Source organism: Loktanella sp. Alg231-35 (assembly GCF_900143545.1).
In the GTDB taxonomy this organism is placed as follows: domain Bacteria; phylum Pseudomonadota; class Alphaproteobacteria; order Rhodobacterales; family Rhodobacteraceae; genus Yoonia.
The window spans coordinates 256,385-277,559 of the sequence record NZ_FREV01000004.1; the positions used below are offsets into that span (position 1 = coordinate 256,385).

20 protein-coding genes and 1 tRNA gene are annotated in these 21,175 nt (G+C 57.2%); 10 read left to right on the forward strand and 11 right to left on the reverse strand.

Annotation, left to right across the window (positions count from 1 at the left end; all coding sequences use genetic code 11):
• Window positions 1–38 precede the first annotated feature (38 nt).
• The 3 genes from DHN10_RS11195 to DHN10_RS11205 all read right to left on the reverse strand — a co-directional run bounded on the left by DHN10_RS11195 (window position 39) and on the right by DHN10_RS11205 (window position 1,779).
• Window positions 39–115, reverse strand: a tRNA-Arg gene (locus DHN10_RS11195).
• Window positions 116–170: 55 nt separating this feature from the next.
• Window positions 171–482 (reverse strand): ETC complex I subunit, encoded by a 312-nt coding sequence (locus DHN10_RS11200; protein WP_108815408.1) that lies wholly within the window; start codon window positions 480–482, stop codon window positions 171–173.
• A 61-nt stretch (window positions 483–543) separates the two neighbouring features.
• Entirely contained in the window at window positions 544–1,779 is a 1,236-nt protein-coding gene (locus DHN10_RS11205; RefSeq protein WP_108815699.1) for an aminopeptidase, read from the reverse strand.
• A gap of 158 nt (window positions 1,780–1,937) precedes the next feature.
• Between DHN10_RS11205 and DHN10_RS11210 the strand changes: the two genes are divergently transcribed.
• Window positions 1,938–2,795: an aminoglycoside phosphotransferase family protein gene (locus tag DHN10_RS11210; protein WP_108815409.1), complete on the forward strand. Its 858-nt coding sequence runs from the start codon at window positions 1,938–1,940 to the stop codon at window positions 2,793–2,795.
• A 4-nt stretch (window positions 2,796–2,799) separates the two neighbouring features.
• Here the strand turns inward: DHN10_RS11210 and DHN10_RS11215 are convergent, their stop codons facing one another.
• The 3 genes from DHN10_RS11215 to DHN10_RS11225 all read right to left on the reverse strand — a co-directional run bounded on the left by DHN10_RS11215 (window position 2,800) and on the right by DHN10_RS11225 (window position 5,214).
• Window positions 2,800–4,233, reverse strand: a complete 1,434-nt coding sequence (locus DHN10_RS11215; protein WP_108815410.1) for a DUF692 domain-containing protein — start codon at window positions 4,231–4,233, stop codon at window positions 2,800–2,802.
• A 3-nt stretch (window positions 4,234–4,236) separates the two neighbouring features.
• Complete coding sequence (locus DHN10_RS11220) at window positions 4,237–4,671, reverse strand: hypothetical protein (protein WP_108815411.1); 435 nt, start codon at window positions 4,669–4,671, stop codon at window positions 4,237–4,239.
• Window positions 4,672–4,806: 135 nt separating this feature from the next.
• Window positions 4,807–5,214, reverse strand: a complete 408-nt coding sequence (locus tag DHN10_RS11225) for a DUF6636 domain-containing protein (RefSeq protein ID WP_108815412.1) — start codon at window positions 5,212–5,214, stop codon at window positions 4,807–4,809.
• Window positions 5,215–5,400: 186 nt separating this feature from the next.
• Here DHN10_RS11225 and uvrB point away from each other — a divergent pair, with 186 nt between their 5' ends.
• Entirely contained in the window at window positions 5,401–7,611 is a 2,211-nt protein-coding gene (gene uvrB, locus DHN10_RS11230) for an excinuclease ABC subunit UvrB (RefSeq protein WP_108815413.1), read from the forward strand.
• 261 nt (window positions 7,612–7,872) lie between these two features.
• Complete coding sequence (locus DHN10_RS11235) at window positions 7,873–8,301, forward strand: excinuclease ABC subunit B (RefSeq protein WP_108815414.1); 429 nt, start codon at window positions 7,873–7,875, stop codon at window positions 8,299–8,301.
• Here the strand turns inward: DHN10_RS11235 and DHN10_RS11240 are convergent.
• The 4 genes from DHN10_RS11240 to DHN10_RS11255 all read right to left on the reverse strand — a co-directional run bounded on the left by DHN10_RS11240 (window position 8,298) and on the right by DHN10_RS11255 (window position 12,144).
• Window positions 8,298–8,813 carry an NYN domain-containing protein gene (locus DHN10_RS11240; RefSeq protein ID WP_234417114.1) on the reverse strand — a complete coding sequence of 172 codons (516 nt, stop codon included), beginning with the start codon at window positions 8,811–8,813 and terminating at the stop codon, window positions 8,298–8,300. The genes DHN10_RS11235 and DHN10_RS11240 overlap by 4 nt on opposite strands.
• 75 nt (window positions 8,814–8,888) lie before the next feature.
• Complete coding sequence (locus tag DHN10_RS11245; RefSeq protein ID WP_108815416.1) at window positions 8,889–10,223, reverse strand: ABC transporter permease; 1,335 nt, start codon at window positions 10,221–10,223, stop codon at window positions 8,889–8,891.
• Window positions 10,223–11,026: a taurine ABC transporter ATP-binding protein gene (locus DHN10_RS11250; RefSeq protein WP_108815700.1), complete on the reverse strand. Its 804-nt coding sequence runs from the start codon at window positions 11,024–11,026 to the stop codon at window positions 10,223–10,225. Before DHN10_RS11250 ends, DHN10_RS11245 begins: the two co-directional genes overlap by 1 nt.
• 110 nt (window positions 11,027–11,136) lie before the next feature.
• Window positions 11,137–12,144 (reverse strand): taurine ABC transporter substrate-binding protein, encoded by a 1,008-nt coding sequence (locus DHN10_RS11255; protein ID WP_108815417.1) that lies wholly within the window; start codon window positions 12,142–12,144, stop codon window positions 11,137–11,139.
• A gap of 479 nt (window positions 12,145–12,623) precedes the next feature.
• On the opposite strand from DHN10_RS11255, the gene DHN10_RS11260 reads away from it, so the two are divergent.
• Entirely contained in the window at window positions 12,624–14,006 is a 1,383-nt protein-coding gene (locus DHN10_RS11260) for an aminotransferase family protein (RefSeq protein ID WP_108815418.1), read from the forward strand.
• On the opposite strand, the gene DHN10_RS20105 is transcribed toward DHN10_RS11260, so the two are convergent.
• Entirely contained in the window at window positions 14,003–14,137 is a 135-nt protein-coding gene (locus DHN10_RS20105) for a hypothetical protein (RefSeq protein ID WP_267895719.1), read from the reverse strand. The genes DHN10_RS11260 and DHN10_RS20105 overlap by 4 nt on opposite strands.
• A 134-nt stretch (window positions 14,138–14,271) precedes the next feature.
• Here DHN10_RS20105 and pdxR point away from each other — a divergent pair, with 134 nt between their 5' ends.
• The 6 genes from pdxR (at window position 14,272) to DHN10_RS11290 (ending at window position 21,175) form a co-directional block, all read left to right on the forward strand.
• Window positions 14,272–15,732 carry a MocR-like pyridoxine biosynthesis transcription factor PdxR gene (pdxR, locus tag DHN10_RS11265; RefSeq protein WP_108815419.1) on the forward strand — a complete coding sequence of 487 codons (1,461 nt, stop codon included), beginning with the start codon at window positions 14,272–14,274 and terminating at the stop codon, window positions 15,730–15,732.
• A gap of 158 nt (window positions 15,733–15,890) precedes the next feature.
• Window positions 15,891–17,663, forward strand: a complete 1,773-nt coding sequence (gene xsc, locus DHN10_RS11270; protein WP_108815420.1) for a sulfoacetaldehyde acetyltransferase — start codon at window positions 15,891–15,893, stop codon at window positions 17,661–17,663.
• A 2-nt stretch (window positions 17,664–17,665) separates the two neighbouring features.
• On the forward strand, window positions 17,666–18,412 hold the full coding sequence (locus tag DHN10_RS11275) for a sulfite exporter TauE/SafE family protein (RefSeq protein ID WP_108815421.1): 747 nt from the start codon (window positions 17,666–17,668) through the stop codon (window positions 18,410–18,412).
• A 1-nt stretch (window position 18,413) separates the two neighbouring features.
• Window positions 18,414–19,349, forward strand: coding sequence for a phosphate acyltransferase (locus DHN10_RS11280; protein ID WP_108815422.1), 936 nt, complete (start codon window positions 18,414–18,416; stop codon window positions 19,347–19,349).
• Complete coding sequence (locus DHN10_RS11285; protein ID WP_108815423.1) at window positions 19,346–20,410, forward strand: acetate/propionate family kinase; 1,065 nt, start codon at window positions 19,346–19,348, stop codon at window positions 20,408–20,410. The genes DHN10_RS11280 and DHN10_RS11285 overlap by 4 nt, the downstream gene beginning before the upstream one ends.
• The gene (locus DHN10_RS11290; RefSeq protein ID WP_108815424.1) at window positions 20,411–21,175 is read left to right on the forward strand and encodes a sulfite exporter TauE/SafE family protein; all 765 of its coding nucleotides are present in this window, start codon (window positions 20,411–20,413) and stop codon (window positions 21,173–21,175) included.

Here is a 21,175-nt window from a genome sequence, read left to right on the forward strand (position 1 = left end):
GATACAACAGATTTAGTCGCTCAAACCCCTTATTTATATGGCGATCCGAGAAGGACTCGAACCCTCAACCTGCTGATTAGAAGTCAGCTGCTCTATCCAGTTGAGCTATCGGACCGCTTGGGGCCGGGTATGACGTGAGGCCCCGCCCTTTGGCAAGCCAAAACCAGCGGTTAGTGCGTCCAGGCGCCTCGGCGGTTGGTGGCAAAGTTTTCGGCATAGCCGCCGGGACGGATGTTCGCTTTGCGCGGCTTGGGTTCCTGCACGACCGCATCGATGCCATGCTCTTTGGCGTAGTCCAGCGCGGTTTGCTTGCTGTCGAATTCCAGTTTGACCTGCGCCTGCGTGTCGCTTGACGACGTCCAGCCCATCAGCGGGTCCACCTCGCGCGCGGTTTCTGCCACGTGTTCCAGCACCCATTGCCGGGTCTTGGCCGTACCTGATGACATGGCGGTTTTCGCTGGCTTGTAGATTCGTGCGCGCATTGCGGTCTCCCTTGGGCTGGTCTCTATATGTGCAAATCCACGTGTTTGCGCAAGCCTGCGATCACGCCCATTCACCGCCCCGCATCACCGGAACGCGCTCACCCGTCTTCGTGATCCCGTCGATGTCCACTGCGTCCGAACCCATCATCCAATCCACGTGGATGATACTTTGGTTGCCACCTTTCTGCTTGAGCTCTTCAGGGCTCAGCTCTGAACCGCCCTCAATCGTATCGGCATAGCATTGGCCCAGCGCAATATGGCACGACGCGTTTTCATCAAAGAGCGTGTTGTAAAACAACGTCCCGGACTGGCTGATGGGGCTGGAATGGGGCACCAGTGCCACCTCACCAATCCGGCTGGCCCCATCATCGGTTTTCAGAAGCGCGTTCAGCACGTCCGCGCCTTTGGTGGCCGTTGCCTCAACAATGCGTCCCGCCTCAAACCGCACGGCGATATTTTCAATCACATTACCTTGGTGCGCCAGCGGCTTGGTTGCCGCCACTGTGCCGTCAACCTTATAGGCGTGCGGGCAGGTAAAGACCTCTTCGGTGGGAATATTGGGTTGGCAAACCACCCCATTCAGCGCCGGAGACGCCCCACCTTTCCAGATATGCCCGTCAGCCAGTCCCAGAGTAAGGTTTGTACCGGGGCCGGTGTAGTGCAGCGCGCTGAAGTTCTGGGCATTCAGCCAGTTGACACGTTCCTTCAGCGTGGCCGTATGATCCGCCCAGTTCCTGACCGGATCATCGCCGCCAAGGCGAGAGGCATCATAGATCGCATCCATCAGCTTACCCTGTGCCTCTTCCACCGGCAGATCGGGATAGACACGCGACGCCCAAGCCGCACCGGGATAGGCGACGATATTCCAGTTCACCTCGAACCCCACAATCGGGTTCATTGCCGGTTTGGCCGCAATCGACGTGGCTTTGCTAAGCCGGGCGACCTTCTCAGGGTCCTGCTCTGCCAAGAGCATCGGGTCATCTCCCGTGATCGCCATACGCGCGGCACCACCCTTAAAGGCGGCAGCCATCCCTTCAAACAACCATTCCGGGGCGCGGTCAAAACTTTTATCCGAGGCGTGCTCATACCGCGCCAGCGTGATCGCATCATCGTTGAAGAACGGCGTCACGATGCCTCCGCCCGCCTTATATGCATGCACGGCAATGCGGCGCACCAGATCAAGGGCCGCCAAGGGCGCGGTGATCACCAGATCCTGCCCCGGTTGCAGGTTCACGCCCGTGCGCACGGCCACTTCGGCAAGACGGTCAAGTTTAGCGGGGTCGATATGGTCGGACATGGGGGCACCTTTGTTGTCAATCGTACCAAGAGTATGATCTGCCAAACAAAGGTCAACCGCTACCACCCTCACTGGTGCAACTGCGCGTGGTTCATTGCTATTTCCGGCGCCATTGCGCAAAAGAACACAGTGCAAATTTGGACTGTCGAGCCGCGCAGATGAAAATTCGTATCAAGACCTCAAAGGACGCCCCGCAAGCCATTGCAAAGCGCTGGAACCTGGCGTTGCACGGCTGCGTTGCCAAAACACCGCGCGCGACGGTCTATAAGGTCGATGCGCCGCAAGGGCCCGCAGCGTTGAAAATCTACAACGAAATCGGATCGGCGGGCGAAGGGGCGGCCGTCCAGTTTTTGCGCCATCTCGAACCGGGTGCAGGGGTGAAAATCTACCGCAGCAGCGCTTGGCGTGCTGCGGTTCTAATGGAATGGCTCGATGGGCCAGCACTCAGCGCGTTGCTCGTGAACGGTGAAGAAGACACAGCGACCCGTCATCTGGCGGCGGTCGCAGGGGCAGTTGCCCGAAGCCGTTTCAAACTGCACGCCCAATACCGGCGGGTGATGCCGGCGCTCAAGACCAACCTTGCCAATTGCCGCGCCCACGCGGTTGACCACCCCGAGGCCGAAAATCTACACCGCGCAATTGCTCTTTTTGATCATCTGGTCGCAACCACCACGCAAGAACGCATCATCCACGGTGATCTGCATTTCGGGAACGTCGTGCTGACGGACGACGGCCCACGCTTGATTGATCCCAAAGGGCTGCGTGCTGATCCCGCCTATGAGTTTGGTCGGGTCTTGATCGACCCCTCGCATGATGTGAGGTCGGATGCGCTGATCCAACGGATCAAAAGGCGCGCGCCAATATTTGCCGATGGCATTGGCGTCACACCCGAGCGACCGATCCAATGGCTGGCCGTGCGGCTTGCTCAGCGGGTCTTTTCAAACAGCCCAAAGGATGCCTCCAGACAGGAGTTCGCACCGCATCTGGCAGCCGTTCTGGACCTCGCGGAACGCTAGCCCGTCAGGACAGACTGGCCTGCGCGAAATCCTCGACCGCAAACACATCTGGCAAAATCTCGATTTCCCAAGGTCGTGTTGGTGGCGGGGCGGCAAGATCGCGTATTGCAAGGCCTTCGAACACTGTTGTGGGATCGCCGGGAAAACTGACAACAATCGGCGCACCGCGACGGATGATCTCTAGCAAGGCAATGTCGTAGTCCAGCAAAGCCAACGCCCATGCGTCCGTCTCACCATCATTCCGCAACCATGCCGCAAAAGCCTGGCATTCCAATGGTGCGTAGAGCTTTGGATCGCTATCCGCGTAAAACCGCTTCAAACGCGCCTCAACGACAGCACCATCGCGCAGCAATAGATAGCGCAGTAACCGCGGCAACGATCGCGCCAGAATGGACCCGCGAAAACTCCGTGCCAAAAAGGCGTAAAGCGTCAGTGCCTCGGTATTCTCTTCCCACTCTGTGACTTGCGTTTGTGCTTTCCAGACAGCGTCGGTCAGCACCGCATCCCATTGCGCGGGGTCAGGCGCCGGCGTGGGTGCAGGTGGGTCAATAGCGGCTGGCCGGGCATCTGATTTGGCGCGGCCAGTTTCCGACCACAGATGGCGCAGATCATCGACGGTGCGGTCAAACTCATCCGTCGTAAAGCGCTCTAGAAACGTATCGAAGATTTCGAAATTCAATGCACCCAAGTTGGGCAGCGATTGCAACACCTCCAGCGAACGGGCAGTCAAATCATCCGGGATCGTACCTGAATGACTGTCCAGCCAAAACCCATCCCGCTCTTCGCCACCCGCCAGATGGACTTCCCAAACACGGTCCAGCGGAATTTGGGACAGAAACTCATCCCAATCGAGCCTGCCATTGCGGTGATTGCAGTAAAGGTTGTGCAAATCCAGTAGGATACCGCACTCAGCCCTTTCCACGACCTGCGAGACAAAACAGCCGTCCGGCATCTCAAAGGACTTGCGCGACAGATAGGCAACACCGGTTTCAACGGCGACAGGACGGTCGACGCCTGCTGCGAATTTCTCAATGTTGGACACCGCCTGCGCCACGCCCGCCTCTGTTTGCAGCGGCGGCAGCAGAAACCCGGCAGATTGATGTGGCGTGCCAGCAATGGATAAATGTTCGCTTACCCAAGGTGACGATAAACGCTCTGCTGTCTGGCGTAACAATGCAAGGTGGTCACTGTCAGGGCTGCGCGTGCCACCCAGTGGCACACCAACGCTATGCACAAGTTTATGACCGGGCAGTGCTGCATATTGGTCAACACCCGGCGTGAATTCGAAGAACGGGCCGTCAATTGGATCATCGGCCAGCCACAGGGTTTGGGGTTCAATCTCAAGCACATCAAGTGCGTCTGGACGGCGCTCCAGAAAGGGTCGAAGCGCCGTCGCATAGATCATTCCCACCCCAAGTTTCGGAGGGTGAAAGGTCATGGCTTAGCCAACCGCCATGACGCGTTCGGACACGTTGAGGTTCTCATCCAGCGCAAACTGCTGCTCAAGATTGAGGAACATATCGCAGCCAGTGGCACAAGCCACATGGCCGGTGATTTCAGCGATGCGATCAATCGCGTCAAAGACGTTGTCGATCTTGTTGGCAAAGGCAGGCTGAACTGCAACATTGACCGTCGCACTCTCTTTGGCAAAGCGATTGCGGATCGGGTTTGCCGCCGACAGACGCGTTTTGACATCGCGTTCAAAGATGTGATCGCGCTGCAGCTCCAAATAGATGTTGTGGCCCGAACAGCAGGCCGGACAGCCCAGTTTGTCCAGAATAGTGCCAAACGACTTTTTCAGACTGCCGATATCCGACGCGACGGAGGCCGGAATTGAAACACGCACGGCTTTGCCGATTTTATCTTCCATTTTCATAATACTCTCCTTCATAAAATACGCTCAAAACTGAAAATATAGGGAAATGAGCGCGCCAATCCTACCCGCATCACACTGTGGCGGTAGTCTGACTTTCCTTACTTTCGCTCAGATTGGGCCGAAAACGGCGAGGCGTCAGTACACGCGCTGCTCGGCCCGGCGGATACTGAACCCGCCGCCGTCTTCGTTCGTGCAGATCATCCCGACCTCTTCTGAGCGGCAGATGATCCCGGCAAAACTGATACTGGCCCCGTAGGGCAGGATCGTCGCCACCCCGTCCCGCGCAATTGTGCGGGTCGCGCAATTCACGATGCCGGGTCCGGTTAGCAAAACAGCAAAGGACGTCCCCCAGACGCCGTCACAGGATGCGGGTCGTTCGGTGAAACTTTGCCGAGTCACATCAAGGTCACAGCGCGCATTGGCAACTACCGTATCCTGAATCTGACACCGGATATTGCCCGACGGCGACGTGAATGAGATTTCCGCAGCAGTGACGGGTGACGCTATGATCCACAAAAGGAGGCTTAGATAGATGGTACGCATGACACTCGACTGGTTTGTAACCCTTTACTTTGGGCACATTAACGCACCCATCAGCCGCAGCAAATCAAATGTCATCGCACAAGCGTGGTTTCCTGCCACAGCCTGCTGACACATCCTGTCAGGAGGCACCCTTGAACCCTCCTGCAAACACATCAACTATAGGCCTGACCCCAAAGGACCGATCTCATGGCCTATGCCCAAACCGACAAACGCGAGGCAGAGCAATTCCTTGCCAACCCCGCCCCTGACGTCAAGACCCGTGAAAAGCTGGAGGGCGGCAAAGCCTTTGTGCTGCAAACCGAATTTGAACCCGCAGGCGACCAACCCACCGCGATCAAGGAACTGTCCGAAGGCATCCTGAGCGGTGAGCGCGATCAGGTCCTGTTGGGGGCCACCGGCACAGGCAAAACCTTCACCATGGCCAAGATGATCGAACAAACACAGCGGCCGGCGATTATTCTTGCGCCGAATAAGACGCTTGCGGCCCAGCTTTATGGTGAATTCAAAGGGTTCTTTCCGGATAACGCCGTCGAATACTTCGTGTCATACTACGATTATTACCAGCCAGAGGCCTATGTCGCCCGATCCGACACTTACATCGAAAAAGAAAGCCAGATTAACGAACAAATCGACCGCATGCGCCACTCGGCCACGCGGGCGCTGCTGGAACGGGATGATGTGATCATCGTCGCCTCCGTCTCTTGCATCTACGGCATCGGCTCGGTCGAAACTTATGGGGCGATGACACAGGACATCCATGTGGGCCGCGAATACGATCAGCGCGGGATCATGGCGGACTTGATCGCGCAACAATACCGGCGCAATGACCAAGCATTCCAGCGCGGTACTTTCCGGGTGCGCGGTGACTCCCTCGAAATCTGGCCCGCCCACCTTGATGACCGCGCTTGGAAACTGTCCTTCTTTGGAGAAGAATTGGAGGGGATCACCGAGTTCGACCCGCTGACCGGCGACAAGACCGACACATTCGACAAGGTCCGCGTCTACGCCAATTCGCACTACGTGACACCAAAACCCACGATGCAGCAGGCCGTCATCGGGATCAAAAAAGAACTGCGCATGCGGCTCGACCAATTGGTAGGCGATGGGAAACTGCTGGAAGCACAACGACTCGAGCAGCGCTGCAACTTCGACCTCGAAATGCTGGAAGCCACCGGCGTTTGCAACGGCATCGAAAACTACTCGCGCTACCTCACAGGTCGCGCGCCGGGCGAACCGCCCCCCACCTTGTTCGAATTCATCCCTGACAACGCCATTGTGTTTGCGGACGAAAGCCATGTCTCCGTCCCCCAAATCGGCGGCATGTATAAAGGCGACTACCGGCGCAAGTTCACGCTGGCCGAACACGGGTTCCGCCTTCCCTCTTGCATGGACAACCGCCCGCTCAAATTCGAAGAATGGGACGCGATGCGCCCGCAATCCGTCTTCGTCTCGGCCACACCAGCCGCTTGGGAACTGGAACAGGCGGGCGGCGTTTTCACTGAACAAATCATCCGCCCTACCGGCCTAATCGACCCCGAAATCGAAATCCGCCCCGTCGAGATGCAAGTCGACGACCTGCTGGACGAGGTGCGCAAGGTCGCCGCCGACGGCTATCGGACGTTGGTCACGACGCTGACCAAACGCATGGCCGAAGACCTGACCGAATACATGCATGAACAGGGGATCAAGGTCCGCTACATGCACTCTGACATTGACACAATCGAACGGATCGAGATTCTGCGTGACCTGCGCCTTGGCGCCTTCGACGTGCTGATCGGGATCAACCTGTTGCGCGAGGGGCTCGACATTCCCGAATGTGGGCTGGTGGCCATTTTGGACGCTGACAAAGAAGGCTTCCTGCGGTCCGAAACCTCGCTGGTGCAAACCACTGGCCGCGCCGCGCGCAACGCCGAAGGCCGCGTGATCATGTACGCCGACCGGATAACCGGAAGCATGGAACGCGCGATTGGCGAAACCAACCGCCGTCGGGCCAAGCAGGTAGCCTATAACGAAGAACACGGGATCACGCCGCAGACGGTCAAGAAGAACGTCGAGGATATCTTGGCAGGCCTCTACAAAGGTGACGTCGACATGAACCGTGTCACGGCCAAGGTCGACAAACCAATGGCCGGGGCGAATTTGCAGGCCGTGCTGGACGGGCTAAGGACGGATATGCGCAAAGCAGCCGAGAACCTAGAGTTTGAAGAGGCAGCAAGGCTGCGGGATGAGGTCAAACGGCTGGAGACCGTGGAACTGACCGTGGCAGACGACCCACTGGCGCGGCAGCAGGCGGTGGACCGGGCTGTTGATGATGCGCAGAAAGCGTCCGGGCGGAGTACTGGTGGACGTGGGGGTATGCGCGGTGGAAAAAGTAGGTATGGCGGGAAGAAACGGTAATTTTCACGGCAAATCTCTCGCGCCTTGAAGTTGAAACCGATTTTTCTGTGGCTACGGCGGTTATGCTGATGCTCTTGTTTTGCACCCTGCCAGGCGTACGTGAAGGCATCTTGCGGTCTTACTTTGCGCCGGACAGCCGTAGGGTGGGTGCAACCCACGCGTCACCCTACGGTGGGTTGCACCCACCCTACATTAATCACATCTTCATCAACCCCACCGCGCGTTGCTTGCCCACCGCGCCGATCCCGCTACATCCCTCTCATGCGTACCCTCCTCACCCTCCTCATCTTTGCCCAACCCGCCGCCGCGTGGGAATTTTCACCCAGCCCAATCTGTACCCTGACGGACACGTCCGATGCAGGTGAACTCACCGTCACCTACGACCCCACTATCACCGAATACACCATCACCGTAACTCTGCCCGACGGCACGTGGCCCGACGCCCAAGCCTTCGCCATGGCCTTTGTCGGCGACCGCCCGATCAACATCCAAACGGACCGGCACATCCTAAGCAATGACGGTCGCAGCCTCACCGTCAAAGACCGGGGCTTTGACAATGTTCTCAACGGATTGGAGTTCAACATCAGTGCCCATGCGATCCTTGGCGAGACATCTCTCGGATTTGATTTGTCAGGGATCGGACCCGCCATCACGGCCTTCCGTAACTGCCCGACTAACAACCTTACTTAGATATTGGCACGCCAGACAACCGCGCCATCACGCCATGTTCCACCGATCAAAATACCCTTCTTGGCCGCATGCGGGAACCGCACCCGCCAATCGCGATATTTGTCGTTGGTGACGACGCGCAAGTTATGATCCGTCGCAAACGCGAGGATGCCTTCATCTGCAATTTCACCTTTATTTACAACGCAAACATGCCGCGCAGGAACGCCAATGAGCCCGGCGACTTTAGCTTCGTCATAATAGTGATCGTCCAACACATATCCGACGTTGGCATCAAAAAAGACGATGGGCGTATACCCTTTTTCTTCTAAGTTCCGCAGGATCCGCTGCAAGACCATAGGAGACGGCTCTTGCCCCCAATAGAGCACGTTAGAACCATCGACGAGAATGGGATTGGGCGGCAACTTTGCCTTGGTCGTTGCGGCCCGAGGTGATGCGCGCAGCAACCGCGTGCCAAACAAAACGACAAAGCCCAAAAAGGCAGGCACAAGCAAAAGAAAGTCAGAAAATTGCAATGTAATCGATCAAAAAAGGGTGAAGGAATTACACCTTCACCCTTGATCTCTGAGCTGTCAATCAGAAGGGAAGGATCAACCCTTACCTTTCCAAGGCACCAGCCATTTTTCGGCCTGCCGCATCAGCATATCAATGCTGAACCCGATGATGCCGATCAGGATAATGCCCATCAAGACGATGTCTGTGCTTTGGAATTTCGAGGCCACCATGATCATCATGCCAGCGCCCTTTTCGGCCGCAACCAGTTCAGCCGCAACAACCGTCCCCCAGCACACACCCATGGCAACACGGGCACCCGTGAATATCTCAGGCAGTGAGTTGGGGATGATAACATGACGCATGATCTGCCACTTTGAGGCTCCCAACGAATAAGCGGCGTGCACTTTGGAAATCCGCACACCGGACACGCCAGAACGCGCCGCAATTGCCATGATCCACAAGGCCGCGAGGAACAGTAGAATAATCTTGCCGACCTCACCAATACCCGCCCAGATGATCACCAGCGGGATCAGGGCGAGTGGTGGGACGGGGCGCATAAATTCCACTATCGGGTCAAACCAACCGCGGAACCAGTTGGACAAGCCCATCGCGTAACCCAATGGAATCCCGACAATAGCGCCAAGCAGGAAGCCCACAATCACCCGGAACAAGGAATACCCAAGATGTTCAGCCAACGTTGAATTCCGATACCCCACGGTCGCAATCTCGCCTAGGCGGCTCCAGACCGCTTCGGGGGCTGGTAGCCAGATCGGCTCCATCTGCAGGCCGGTGGCAGGGACGATGTTCAGCGTGCCCTTCTCAGACATCGCAACACGGCCAAAGGCCACGTCAACTGATCCGCCGGGCGCAATCGCTTGGCCATCAACGGCGGTGATGAACGTCTCTTCATCGCGACCCATATCGTCGTTGCGATCTACACGCAGCAGCGCGCTGCGGTAGCTGGCGATGGCAGTTGAATCGTTCTTGGCAATGCCATCACCTGGCTCTACTTCAGGGGCTGCGGTCTCTTGTGTTGCGGGGTGAACGACCACGCTGACCATCGCTGTGTCCGTCTCTCCGGCAGGCGTTGTGATCGTGTATTCAAACGATCCTTCGCCAACGAATGGACCCGGCGCATGCAAGAAGCCCGGCAAGAGTTTGGAGCCCGTAAACGCGCCCCAGAACACGAAGATCAACACGATAGAGACAACCGATGCGACCGTATTTGAGGTCACCGCACTTTCATCGCCAAATGTCACTGTTTTCAGCGATCCGTAGTCATGCTTTGGCGTCAGTAGACGCTTTACACCACTCCAGATCACCATCATCAGCAGGATGATCAGGATATACCCGATGATGTAAGGTGCCGCCGCGAAGAGGGTTGTTAGAACAGCCCAAAGTTCGCCCCAGAGGTTTCCCAAAAGTTCCATTATGCGTCCTCCGTCCGGCCCATGATTTCTTCTTCCATGTCCCAGATCATCCCGAGGATTTCCTCGCGAACTTCAGCAAACTTGGGGTGTTTCTTGACCTCACGCAGGTCTTGCCCAACGCCCATTTCGGCGAACGGCAGGCGGTACTCGGTGTGAATACGTCCGGGACGTGGTGCCATGACGATCAGGCGTTCGCCCAGCAGCAGTGCTTCTTCAACCGAGTGAGTGATCAGGATGATCGTCTTGCCGGTTTCTTTCCACAGCTTCAGCACAAGGCCCTGCATCTTTTCGCGCGTCAGCGCGTCCAAAGCACCCAGAGGTTCGTCCATCAAGATGACATCGGGCTCATTGGCCAGACAGCGGGCCAGCGCAACACGCTGCTGCATACCACCCGAGAGTTCGTAGACCGCTTTTTCCTTGAAGTCCTGCAAGCCGACCACGTCCAACAGGTGATCCACAATCTCGGTTTTCTCAGCCTTGGGCATGCCTTTCATCGAAGGACCAAAGCCTACATTTTCGCGCACGCTCATCCATTCAAAAAGCGCGCCTTGCTGAAACACCATCCCGCGTTCGGCGGCTGGCCCTGTCACAGTGTGCTCGTTGAGAATGATCTGTCCTTCAGTCGGGGCCAAAAACCCGGCGACGATGTTCAAAAGCGTCGTTTTACCACAGCCCGACGGGCCCAGCACCGACAGCAACTCACCTGCTTTGAGGTCGAGCGAGACATCTTTCAATGCCTGAACAGACGACCCATTGGGCAGGTCGAACCGCATCGACAGCTTATCTATTTGTAACCCTGACATGGCGTATCCCATTGTTTCCCCAGATAAACCTTGCCTGTCACGGGCAGGGCTTATCACGGAAAAAGATGGGGGATGCCGGCGCGGATTATCCCCGCGCCGGCAAAGATGACTTACATCTCGCTGACGTCCGTCAGTGGGCCAGTGTTCACAGCGCCTTCATAGCTGTCCAGCGCCGATGGGATCGAACCAGAGTCAACAAAGACGTCTGCAACACCCTTCATGAAGGAAGGTGCCGCTCCACCGAGCCATGCTTCGGACAGCTGTGTGGATACGTCTGGGAACACGAATGTTGCCATAGTCTCAGCTGTTGCAGCCTCGTCCATACCAGCGTCGTTTGCGATCACGGGCAGCATTTCGTCAACGCCGGACCCGTCGTTCCAGGATGCGTTTGCAGCCGCTGTCACTTCGAGGAACTTGGCAACCATTTCGGGGTTCTCAGCCACAAAACCTGCAGGTGCAGATGTCACGTCAAAGACCAGGATGCCCAGCTCTTCTTTCTCAGCGCCAGTCAGCAGCACGTTGCCGTGCTCTTTCATGCGGCGCAGCGCGCCACCCCAACCGCAGGACATGTCCACCTGGCCCTGGGCCAATGCAGCAGCACCTTCGGCAGGCGCCATGTCAACAACGTCCAAAGACGCAAGATCGACACCGAAGTGGTCCATCTGACGCAGGAAGCCATAGTGCGCAGCAGTACCAAGCGGCACAGCCACTTTTTTGCCTGCCAGCTCGTCTGCGCTGTCTTTGTCGATCTCAAGGCCAGAGGACACAACACAGTTGTCATTCTCAGCATAGGATACGGCCACGTCGAGGATCTGAAGGTCCTGACCTGCGGATGCAGCAACAACGAAAGGTGGTACACCTTGGCTGACCGCGATCTGTACGTCGCCAGATGCCATTGCAGCGGACATAGCGGTACCGCTGTCAAAGCTGACCCAGTTCACCGTCACGCCCATAGCTTCGTCATATGTGCCATTTACTTTGGCAAACTGGAATGGCATTGGCCACTCAAGGAAGTAAGCTACTGTGATTTCACCGTGACCATCGGCCACCGCCTGCGTTGCGCCTGTCATCAGCGCAACACCAGCCACAGCACCCATAAGTGCGTTCTTGATTGTCATAATTTTTCTCCCGTGTTCCGGCCTTTAGTTGAAAGACCGATCTTTTTGGCAGGTTTGTTCCGCCTTGGTGTGGTAGCTGAACATGAAATGGCATGGGTTCCAAGCCCCAACATCGCCAGCCGGTTGATCGGCGCCGTCACACGCCAGAGTGCCCTCGCGCCTTTTCAAAACCTCGAAGCAGCGACAAGTTGGAATGCAGCGAAAGAAATTCAGAGCCGCAGGTCAATCACGGATATCGCGCAATCTTATGGTCTTACTAAACCACGTCGAACGCCGTCTTGAAAATTTACCCAAATATTTCAATCATTTACTCTGATCTTTCAGCAGCTATTCTAACAGTCGTTGGAATTTTTGGCTATATGCAAGCATGAAATCTGGCCCTATCAGCCAGATCGTACCTACGCGCAAATATAACCATTGGGATGGCCTCGCAGATGGATTCGCGCCGTCCTTCCCCGAATAACATTGGAGCAACGGACATGGACACGCTGAACTTCGCAAATGATCCCGAGCATGTGGTCGAAGCTGACCGCGCGCACGTCTGGCACCACCTTAGCCAGCACAAGCCTTATGAAACCATTGACCCGCGCATCATCGTCGAAGGCAAAGGCCTGCGCGTTTGGGACATCAAAGGCAAAGAGCATATCGATGCTGTTTCCGGAGGTGTTTGGACCGTCAACGTCGGCTATGGCCGTGAGCGGATCGGCAAGGCGATCTCTGAGGCTGTTACCAAGATGTGCTTCTTCGGTGGCACAGCTGGCACAATCCCTGGCGCGCAATTTGCCGAGATGCTGATCGACAAAATGCCAGGTCTGGACCGCGTGTACTATGCGAACTCCGGCTCGGAGGCGAATGAGAAGGCGTTCAAAATGGTTCGCCAGATCAGCCACAAGCACTATGGCGGCAAGAAGCAGAAAATTCTTTACCGCGAGCGCGATTATCACGGCTCGACCATCGCCACGATGTCGGCAGGCGGCCAAGATGAGCGCAACGCCCAATATGGTCCGTTCACCCCCGGTTTTGTTCGCGTCCCACATTGCATGGAATACCGGTCACAAGATGGCAGCCTTGGTGAAGAGTACGGCGCGAAAGCCGCCCAAGCCATTGAAGATGTCATCCTTGCTGAAGGTGCCGATACCATCGGCGCGCTCTGCCTTGAGCCGATCACGGCAGGTGGCGGTATCATTGTTCCGCCGAAGGGGTATTGGGAGCGGGTTCAGGAAATCTGCAAGAAATACGATATTCTACTGCATATCGACGAAGTCGTCTGCGGCATTGGCCGGACAGGTACTTGGTTTGGCTACCAGCAATTTGGCGTGCAGCCTGACATCGTGACAATGGCGAAAGGTGTTGCCTCTGGTTATGCCGCGATCTCTTGCTGCGTCACGACGAACCGCGTCTTTGACATGTTCAAGGATGACACCGATCACATGGGCTACTTCCGCGATATCTCGACCTTTGGTGGCTGCACAGGCGGTCCCGCCGCCGCGATCGAGAACATGAAGATCATTGAAGAGGAAGACTTGCGCGGCAATTCTGTTGCGATGGGCGAGCATCTTCAAAACAATCTTCATGCGCTGATGGACAAGCACAAGTGGATCGGCGACGTGCGCGGCATGGGTCTATTTGCTGGTGCTGAATTGGTCACTGATCGCAACACCAAAGAACCTGTCGATGAAAAGCAGGTTGGCGCCATCGTCGCCGATTGCATGGCACAAGGCATCATCATCGGCGCTACAAATCGGTCTTTGCCCGGTTACAACAACACCCTGTTGTTCGCGCCCGCATTGGTCGCCACCAAAGACGACATGAACCAAGTGACCGAGGCGGTCGATGCCGCAATCACACGGGTTCTGGGTTAACCATTGGTCGGCGCAGGGTTTTTCACCTGCGCCGCTACCTCACAGCCTGTTTTTAGTGTCGCGGATGTGGCGACAGTCGCCAATGCCGTCATGCCAAGCACGGCAATAAAGGCGAACTGTAGAAATCTCATGGGGCATCTCCGCTTGCGTTAACCATTAAACGCGCGCGACGCCCGTCTCCGTCGCTCCTGCCTTTCAGAAAGATATCGCTGCCTTGCACCTCTGTCGGAATAGGTCCAATCTGATCACAAATTAGGGCCAGTCGATGTCAATCTCTGTTGAAACCTTCTTTCTTGATCCATCTGCCGAGGGCACGCTGCAGGCGCGCATTCAGCAGATGGTCGCGCAAGGTATCCTTGCAGGGCGCTTTCGCCCCGGTGAGCGGTTGCCTTCGTCGCGGAAAATGGCCGGCCATCTGGGCGTGAGCCGGATTACCGTCACGCTGGCCTACACGGAACTGGTTGCAGATGATTATCTGACATCACGCGGGCGCTCGGGCTATTTCGTGTCTGACAATGCGCCAGAACCACCCGCCTTTCCCGCCCAACGTTTTAACGCCGGAACCGTGGATTGGAACCGCACCATCGGGCAACGATTCACACCGGGGCTGAGCCTCGATAAACCTGCCGACTGGGCCGACTACCGCTATTCCTTCATTTACGGGCAGGCCGACAAAACGCTGTTTGACAGCGCCAACTGGCGGCTTTGCGCCTTGCGTGCCCTGGGTATGCGGGACTTCAATGCACTGACAGCGGATTACTTTGATGGCGATGACCCGCAGCTGGTGGATTTCATTGCACGCCAGACCCTGCCCCGGCGCGGCATCCTTGCCAATAGCGATGAGATACTCGTGACGATGGGCGCCCAGAACGCGCTTTGGCTCTCTGCTCAGGTCCTGCTGAATGGTCGCCGCCGTGCGGCGATTGAAGACCCCTGCTATCCGGCCTTACGCACGATCCTGACCCAATCGCGTTGCCAGCTAAGCATGGTGCCTGTGGATCAGGATGGTCTGCCACCTGATAGCCTGCCACCCGACACCGATGTTGTCTTTTCCACACCAAGCCACCAATGCCCCACCGCCGCGACAATGCCGATGGCACGCCGCCGAGCACTGCTAGAGAAGGCCGAAGCCGAAGATTTCGTGATCGTCGAGGATGACTATGAGTTTGAGATGTCATTTCTCAAATCGCCTTCACCCTCGCTCAAATCGCTCGATCAGAACGGGCGGGTGATCTATGTGGGGTCGTTTTCCAAATCTCTTTTCCCGGGGCTGCGTCTTGGCTACCTCGTAGGACCAGCCCCCTTCATCCGCGAGGCGCGTGCATTGCGGGCCACTGTTCTACGCCATCCGCCGGGGCATATCCAACGCACGGTTGCTTACTATCTGTCCTTAGGACACTACGACGCCCTCGTCCGCCGGATGAGCAAGGCCTATCATGAGCGCCGCGAGGTGATGGCCGCCGCTCTGAATGACCATGGCCTTAAAATTGCTGGGCAAGGCACCTATGGCGGATCATCAATCTGGCTTCGCCTGCCCGCGGGGACGGACACGACTATTCTGGCCGAGAAATTGCGCGCCGATGGTGTGCTGGTCGAACCGGGTGCTCCGTTCTTTGGGGGCGAGGCACCACCAACCGAGTATTTGCGTCTGGCATACTCTTCGATCCCCTCTGCCCGGATCCCCGAAGGGATCCGCTTGATTGCTGGAGTGATTCAATATAGCTGATTATTGAGACCTGAAGTCTCAATTAAATTTGCTCTGGACTTAGGAACCAAATCCATCTGGACCTAACTCAGACCCGTGGCAAAACATAGTGTCGCCGCAGCCAAGACACAGGGATTCTGCGCCCTGTCTGACAAATTCCAAGGGAAGGACCCACCGCCATGAAGATGACCACTGAAGAAGCATTCGTTAAAACGCTCCAGGCACACGGCATCCGCCACGCCTTCGGGATCATCGGCTCTGCCATGATGCCCATCTCTGACATTTTCCCCGCTGCGGGTATCACATTCTGGGACTGCGCCCACGAGATGACCGCTGGTATGATGGCGGACGGCTACACCCGTGCGACCGGCGAGATGTCGATGATGATCGCGCAAAACGGCCCCGGCATCACAAACTTTGTGACCTCAGTAAAGACAGCTTACTGGAACCACACGCCTTGCCTGCTGGTCACGCCACAGGCGGCCAACAAGACAATCGGACAAGGTGGCTTCCAGGAAATGGAACAGATGAACCTGTTCGCTGATTGTGTCGCCTACCAGGAAGAAGTCCGCGACCCATCCCGCATCTGCGAAGTGCTGGCTCGCGTCATTTCAAAAGCGCACCGTTTGTCTGGCCCCGCCCAGATCAACATCCCGCGCGACTTTTGGACCCAAGTGGTCGACATCGAAATCCCAGAGCCGATCAACTTCGAAGTCTCGCCTGGTGGCACAACATCCATCTCCGCTGCGGCTGAAATGCTTTCTTCCGCAAAATTCCCGGTAATCCTGAACGGCGCGGGCGTTGTCCTGGCCGAAGGCGGCATCGAAGCGTCTCGTGTTCTGGCGGAAAAGTTAGACGCACCTGTTTGTGTTGGCTACCAGCACAACGACGCGTTCCCCGGCAACCACCCGCTGTTTGCGGGTCCTTTGGGCTATAACGGGTCCAAAGCTGGCATGGAGCTGATCAGCAAAGCTGATGTTGTTCTGGCTCTGGGCACACGTTTGAACCCATTCTCCACCCTGCCCGGTTATGGCATTGATTACTGGCCCACAGATGCCAAGATCATTCAGGTCGACATCAACCCCGACCGTATTGGCCTGACCAAGAAGGTCACCGTCGGCATCGTCGGCGATGCGGCCAAAGTGGCGACAGGTATCACAGAACAACTGGCAGATGGTGCTGGCGATCCAGGTCGCGCAGATCGCAAGAGCATGATCGCACAGACCAAATCGGCTTGGGCACAGGAACTGACTTCGCTTGATCACGAGCAGGACGATCCGGGCACAACATGGAACGAGCGCGCACGCGCGGCCCGCCCCGACTGGATGTCCCCACGTATGGCATGGCGCGCCATTCAGGCCGCGATGCCCGAAGATGCAATCATCTCATCCGACATCGGCAACAACTGTGCGATTGGGAACGCCTACCCAAGTTTCCCATCAGGTCGCAAGTATCTGGCACCGGGCCTCTTTGGTCCTTGCGGTTACGGTCTGCCATCAATCATCGGTGCCAAGATCGGCCAGCGCGACGTGCCTGTAATTGGCTTTGCCGGTGATGGCGCATTCGGCATTTCGGTCAACGAACTGACTGCGATTGGCCGCGACGAATGGCCCGCCATCACGCAGATCGTCTTCCGCAACTACCAGTGGGGCGCTGAAAAGCGGAACTCTACCCTGTGGTTCGATGACAACTTTGTCGGCACAGAGCTGGACATGAAAGTGTCTTACGCAGGCATCGCAAACGCATGTGGCCTTAAGGGCGTTCAGGCGAAAACGATGGAAGAGCTGACAGCGGCACTGAACGAGGCGATCAAAGATCAGATGGAAAACAACACAACCACGCTGATCGAGGTGATCCTCAACCAGGAACTGGGTGAGCCGTTCCGCCGTGATGCGATGAAGAAGCCAGTCAAAGTGGCAGGCATCGACGCATCCGACATGGCAGCTGAGTAAGTTTGCCATTTGACCTAGGCCCCGGCACGGCGGCGGCCCTCGCATTTGCTTTGCTGGGGGCCGCTTTCGTCCGGGGTTATTCGGGTTTTGGGTTCTCGGCGATCTTCATTGCCTTTGCAGCCCTTCTGACAAACCCGCTCCCTCTCATTCCGGTGGTCTTTGCATGCGAAATGTTGATGACAGTCTTTCAGGCCCGCGGCATTCGCGGACACATAGACTGGCGTCGGGTTTTGTGGCTGTTGGCGGGGGCTGCCATCGCTCTGCCTATGTCGGTTTCGTTCATGCTGTCGGTGGGAGAGGGCACAGTACGGGTCGTAATCTCGTGCATCATTTTGGTATTGTCGCTGGTGCTATTGTCGGGCTGGACCTTGCAGCGCAAGATCGGCCCGGTAGGGCACAGCGGCGTTGGCATCATTTCAGGCATCTGCAACAGCGCGGGGATCGGCGGCTTGCCAGTCGCGGCATTCATGTCAGCGCAACCGATGGAAGCCGCCGTGTTTCGCGGCACGATGATTGTCTACCTCACAGGGCTCGATATGATCACCATGCCGTTTCTCTGGGCAGGCGGTCTGGTGACATGGGACACAGCGCGCGGCATCGCACTGGCCTTCCCAATGCTGGCATTGGGCGTTTGGCTGGGTGGTCGTCAATTTTTGGCAGCGTCCCCTTCGACATTTCGACGCTTTGCGGTGATGCTGCTTTTGGCGCTGTCCATTCTGGGACTGCTGCGCGCAATCATAAGGATATGACATGAGTTCCCCGTTTCTTTCCAATCGAGAAGCCGTTGCCCCTGCCGATCTGATTGTCCGCGCCCAAGGCTTCGGCGCGCCACGCGTCGCAATTGCCCGCGCAGGATCACCCTTGCCAATGGAGGCGGCAGAGGACGCCACCAAAGCAGGCATCATGACCCCCGTGTTTGTAGGCGAGGCGGATATGATCCGCGCTGAGGCGGACAAACTTGATTGGGACATTTCTGGTTACGCTTTGCACGACACCACAGGAGAGGGAGAGGCAGGCCAGACCGCCGCCGCCCTTTGCGGTGCAGGTGAGGCTGATGTTCTGATGAAAGGTCAGTTACACACCGACGTCTTTATGAAGTCCGCCGTCAGCCGCAATGCAGGTCTGCGCACCGGGGCACGTTTTGTTCATATATTTCACATTTCGCACCCTGACGGCGGCAAGCCGATCCTGATCTCAGATGCGGCCGTGAACGTGACCCCCGATCTGACGACCCGGCAGTCCTCGATTATTGAGGTCAAGAACCTGCTGAATAAGCTGGGCAATGACCGGCCCAAGATCGCGATCCTGTCGGCCACGGAAAGTGCTATCCCCTCCGTTCCTTCTTCGATGGACGGCAAGGCCTTGGCAGATTGGGCAAAAGAAAACGTAGCGGGTATCGACGTGTCCGGCCCGTTGGCACTCGACCTCATCATGTCGCCCGAGGCCGTTGCGACCAAGAAACTGACCGACGATCCGGTTGCAGGCAATGCTGACGCAATCATCGTGCCTGATATCGTTTCGGGCAACGCTTTGTTCAAAGCCTTCGTCTATCTCACCGGCGGCTGTGCGGCCGGGGTCGTGACCGGGGCAAAGGTCCCGATCCTGTTAACCTCGCGCGCCGACCCACCTGCGGCGCGTATCGCATCAGCGGCTCTTGCTGCCATCAGCTGCGGTCTGCCAAAATGATCCTGGTTCTGAACGCTGGCTCCTCCTCGTTGAAGATCGAGGTATTTGATGAGGGCTTAGGCTCTGTCATCTCGGGCCGCGTGACGAACCTTGGCACGTCGGGTGAACTCAAGCTGGGCAAGACAGCTTCGCCAGTGGAAACCCGCGACCACGCTCTTGCGTTGAAGCTGATGCTGGCCGCCTTGGCAGAGTCTGGTTTTCCCATCTCATCATTCACCGCCGCAGCACATCGCATTGTGCATGGCGGCACTGTATTGACCCAACCCGCACGGCTGCGTCCGCCCGTGATTGCGACCATCGAAAGCGTGATCCCCTTGGCCCCGTTGCACAATCCCAACAACCTTGCAGGGGTCTATGCACTGCAAGAGACGGCACCCGACTTGCCACAATACTGCAGCTTTGGCACGGCCTTCCATGCAACAAACCCCGCGGTCGCCACCCGCTATGCCATTCCCCAAACCCACCACGACGCAGGCATCCGCCGGTATGGGTTTCACGGGCTGTCCTACGCCAATATGGTGGCAGAATTCGGCGATGCACTGCCTGCCCATCTGCTGGCATTCCACCTTGGTAATGGGGCCAGTCTTTGTGCCATCCAAAATGGCCAATCCATCGCCACATCAATGGGGTATTCGCCGCTGTCCGGCCTGACTATGGGCACACGCTCTGGCGACATCGACGGGGCCGCAGTGCTGCGCATGTCCAAATCGCTGGGCGAGGATGAGACCGACCGATTGCTCAACAAGAACGCTGGCCTGCCGGCGCTTGCCGGTGACAACAACATGAAAACCCTGCTGGAGCGTGACGACGACGCCGCCAAATTCGCTGTCGAGCATTTCTGCTATTGGGCGGCCCGCCATGCCGGGTCTGCCGTGGTTGCAATGGGTGGATTGGACGCCGTCGCCTTTACTGGCGGCATCGGCGAAAATGCAGCCCCTATTCGTAACCGGATCATGGCGTTGCTCTCTTGCTTTGGCGACGTACCGGTCCATGTGATCGCCGCTGATGAAGAAAAGCAAATCGCCCGCGATGCCCTTGCCCTGATCGCAGAGGGTCGTTGAATGCTTGATAGCCTGCTGACATTGACCGATCTGACCGCGCAGGAGTTTGCAATCCTGACCAGCATCGTGGCGGTCGCGGGGATCGTGCGCGGGTTTTCGGGCTTTGCGCTGTCGGCCATCGTGATGGCCTCTGCGGTGATCATCCTGCCCCCGGTGCAGCTAATCCCTATTTGCTGGTGGCTTGAGATGACGGCCTCGGTGCTGATGGCCAAAGGCGGCTGGCAAGAGGCGGATCGCGGCGTCGTGCTGGGGCTCGTGATCGGGTCATCGGTCGGTGTGCCCTTCGGCTTGATGCTGACCACATCCATTTCGCCGGAACTCAGCAAACTCCTCGCTTTGCTGCTGATCATCACGCTGGCATTGACACAACTTGCCAAGATCCGACTGCCGTTTCTGGCGACCAAACCGGGGCTTTATGGTTCTGGCCTGCTTGCTGGCATTGTCACTGGCATTGCCAGCATCGGCGGCATGGTCATAGCCATCTATGTGCTGTCGCAAGATGCACCCGCTGCCAAGATGCGCGCCGCATTGGTGCTGTTTCTCTTCGTCAGTTCTCTTACATCAATGATCATGTTACTTTGGTTCGGCGTCATGGACAGCAGCGCTGTTGCGCGCGGTCTCGCCCTCGCCATCCCCACCGCTGTGGGTGTTTTCATTGGGCAATGGCTCTTCACGCCGCGCTTTGCCCCCTACTATCGTCCATTCTGCCTGTCGTTGCTTTGCACATTGGCAGGTGCCGCCCTCGTCCGCACGCAAATCGCTTGA

Bases quoted from the DNA above. Each gene is read 5' to 3' on its own strand.
- DHN10_RS11200 (WP_108815408.1), bottom strand. From the start codon at position 482: ATGCGCGCACGAATCTACAAGCCAGCGAAAACCGCCATGTCATCAGGT.
- DHN10_RS11205 (WP_108815699.1), bottom strand. From the start codon at position 1,779: ATGTCCGACCATATCGACCCCGCTAAACTTGACCGTCTTGCCGAAGTG.
- DHN10_RS11210 (WP_108815409.1), top strand. From the start codon at position 1,938: ATGAAAATTCGTATCAAGACCTCAAAGGACGCCCCGCAAGCCATTGCA.
- DHN10_RS11215 (WP_108815410.1), bottom strand. From the start codon at position 4,233: ATGACCTTTCACCCTCCGAAACTTGGGGTGGGAATGATCTATGCGACG.
- DHN10_RS11220 (WP_108815411.1), bottom strand. From the start codon at position 4,671: ATGAAAATGGAAGATAAAATCGGCAAAGCCGTGCGTGTTTCAATTCCG.
- DHN10_RS11225 (WP_108815412.1), bottom strand. From the start codon at position 5,214: ATGCGTACCATCTATCTAAGCCTCCTTTTGTGGATCATAGCGTCACCC.
- uvrB (WP_108815413.1), top strand. From the start codon at position 5,401: ATGGCCTATGCCCAAACCGACAAACGCGAGGCAGAGCAATTCCTTGCC.
- DHN10_RS11235 (WP_108815414.1), top strand. From the start codon at position 7,873: ATGCGTACCCTCCTCACCCTCCTCATCTTTGCCCAACCCGCCGCCGCG.
- DHN10_RS11245 (WP_108815416.1), bottom strand. From the start codon at position 10,223: ATGGAACTTTTGGGAAACCTCTGGGGCGAACTTTGGGCTGTTCTAACA.
- DHN10_RS11250 (WP_108815700.1), bottom strand. From the start codon at position 11,026: ATGTCAGGGTTACAAATAGATAAGCTGTCGATGCGGTTCGACCTGCCC.
- DHN10_RS11255 (WP_108815417.1), bottom strand. From the start codon at position 12,144: ATGACAATCAAGAACGCACTTATGGGTGCTGTGGCTGGTGTTGCGCTG.
- DHN10_RS11260 (WP_108815418.1), top strand. From the start codon at position 12,624: ATGGACACGCTGAACTTCGCAAATGATCCCGAGCATGTGGTCGAAGCT.
- DHN10_RS20105 (WP_267895719.1), bottom strand. From the start codon at position 14,137: ATGAGATTTCTACAGTTCGCCTTTATTGCCGTGCTTGGCATGACGGCA.
- pdxR (WP_108815419.1), top strand. From the start codon at position 14,272: ATGTCAATCTCTGTTGAAACCTTCTTTCTTGATCCATCTGCCGAGGGC.
- xsc (WP_108815420.1), top strand. From the start codon at position 15,891: ATGAAGATGACCACTGAAGAAGCATTCGTTAAAACGCTCCAGGCACAC.
- DHN10_RS11280 (WP_108815422.1), top strand. From the start codon at position 18,414: ATGAGTTCCCCGTTTCTTTCCAATCGAGAAGCCGTTGCCCCTGCCGAT.
- DHN10_RS11285 (WP_108815423.1), top strand. From the start codon at position 19,346: ATGATCCTGGTTCTGAACGCTGGCTCCTCCTCGTTGAAGATCGAGGTA.
- DHN10_RS11290 (WP_108815424.1), top strand. From the start codon at position 20,411: ATGCTTGATAGCCTGCTGACATTGACCGATCTGACCGCGCAGGAGTTT.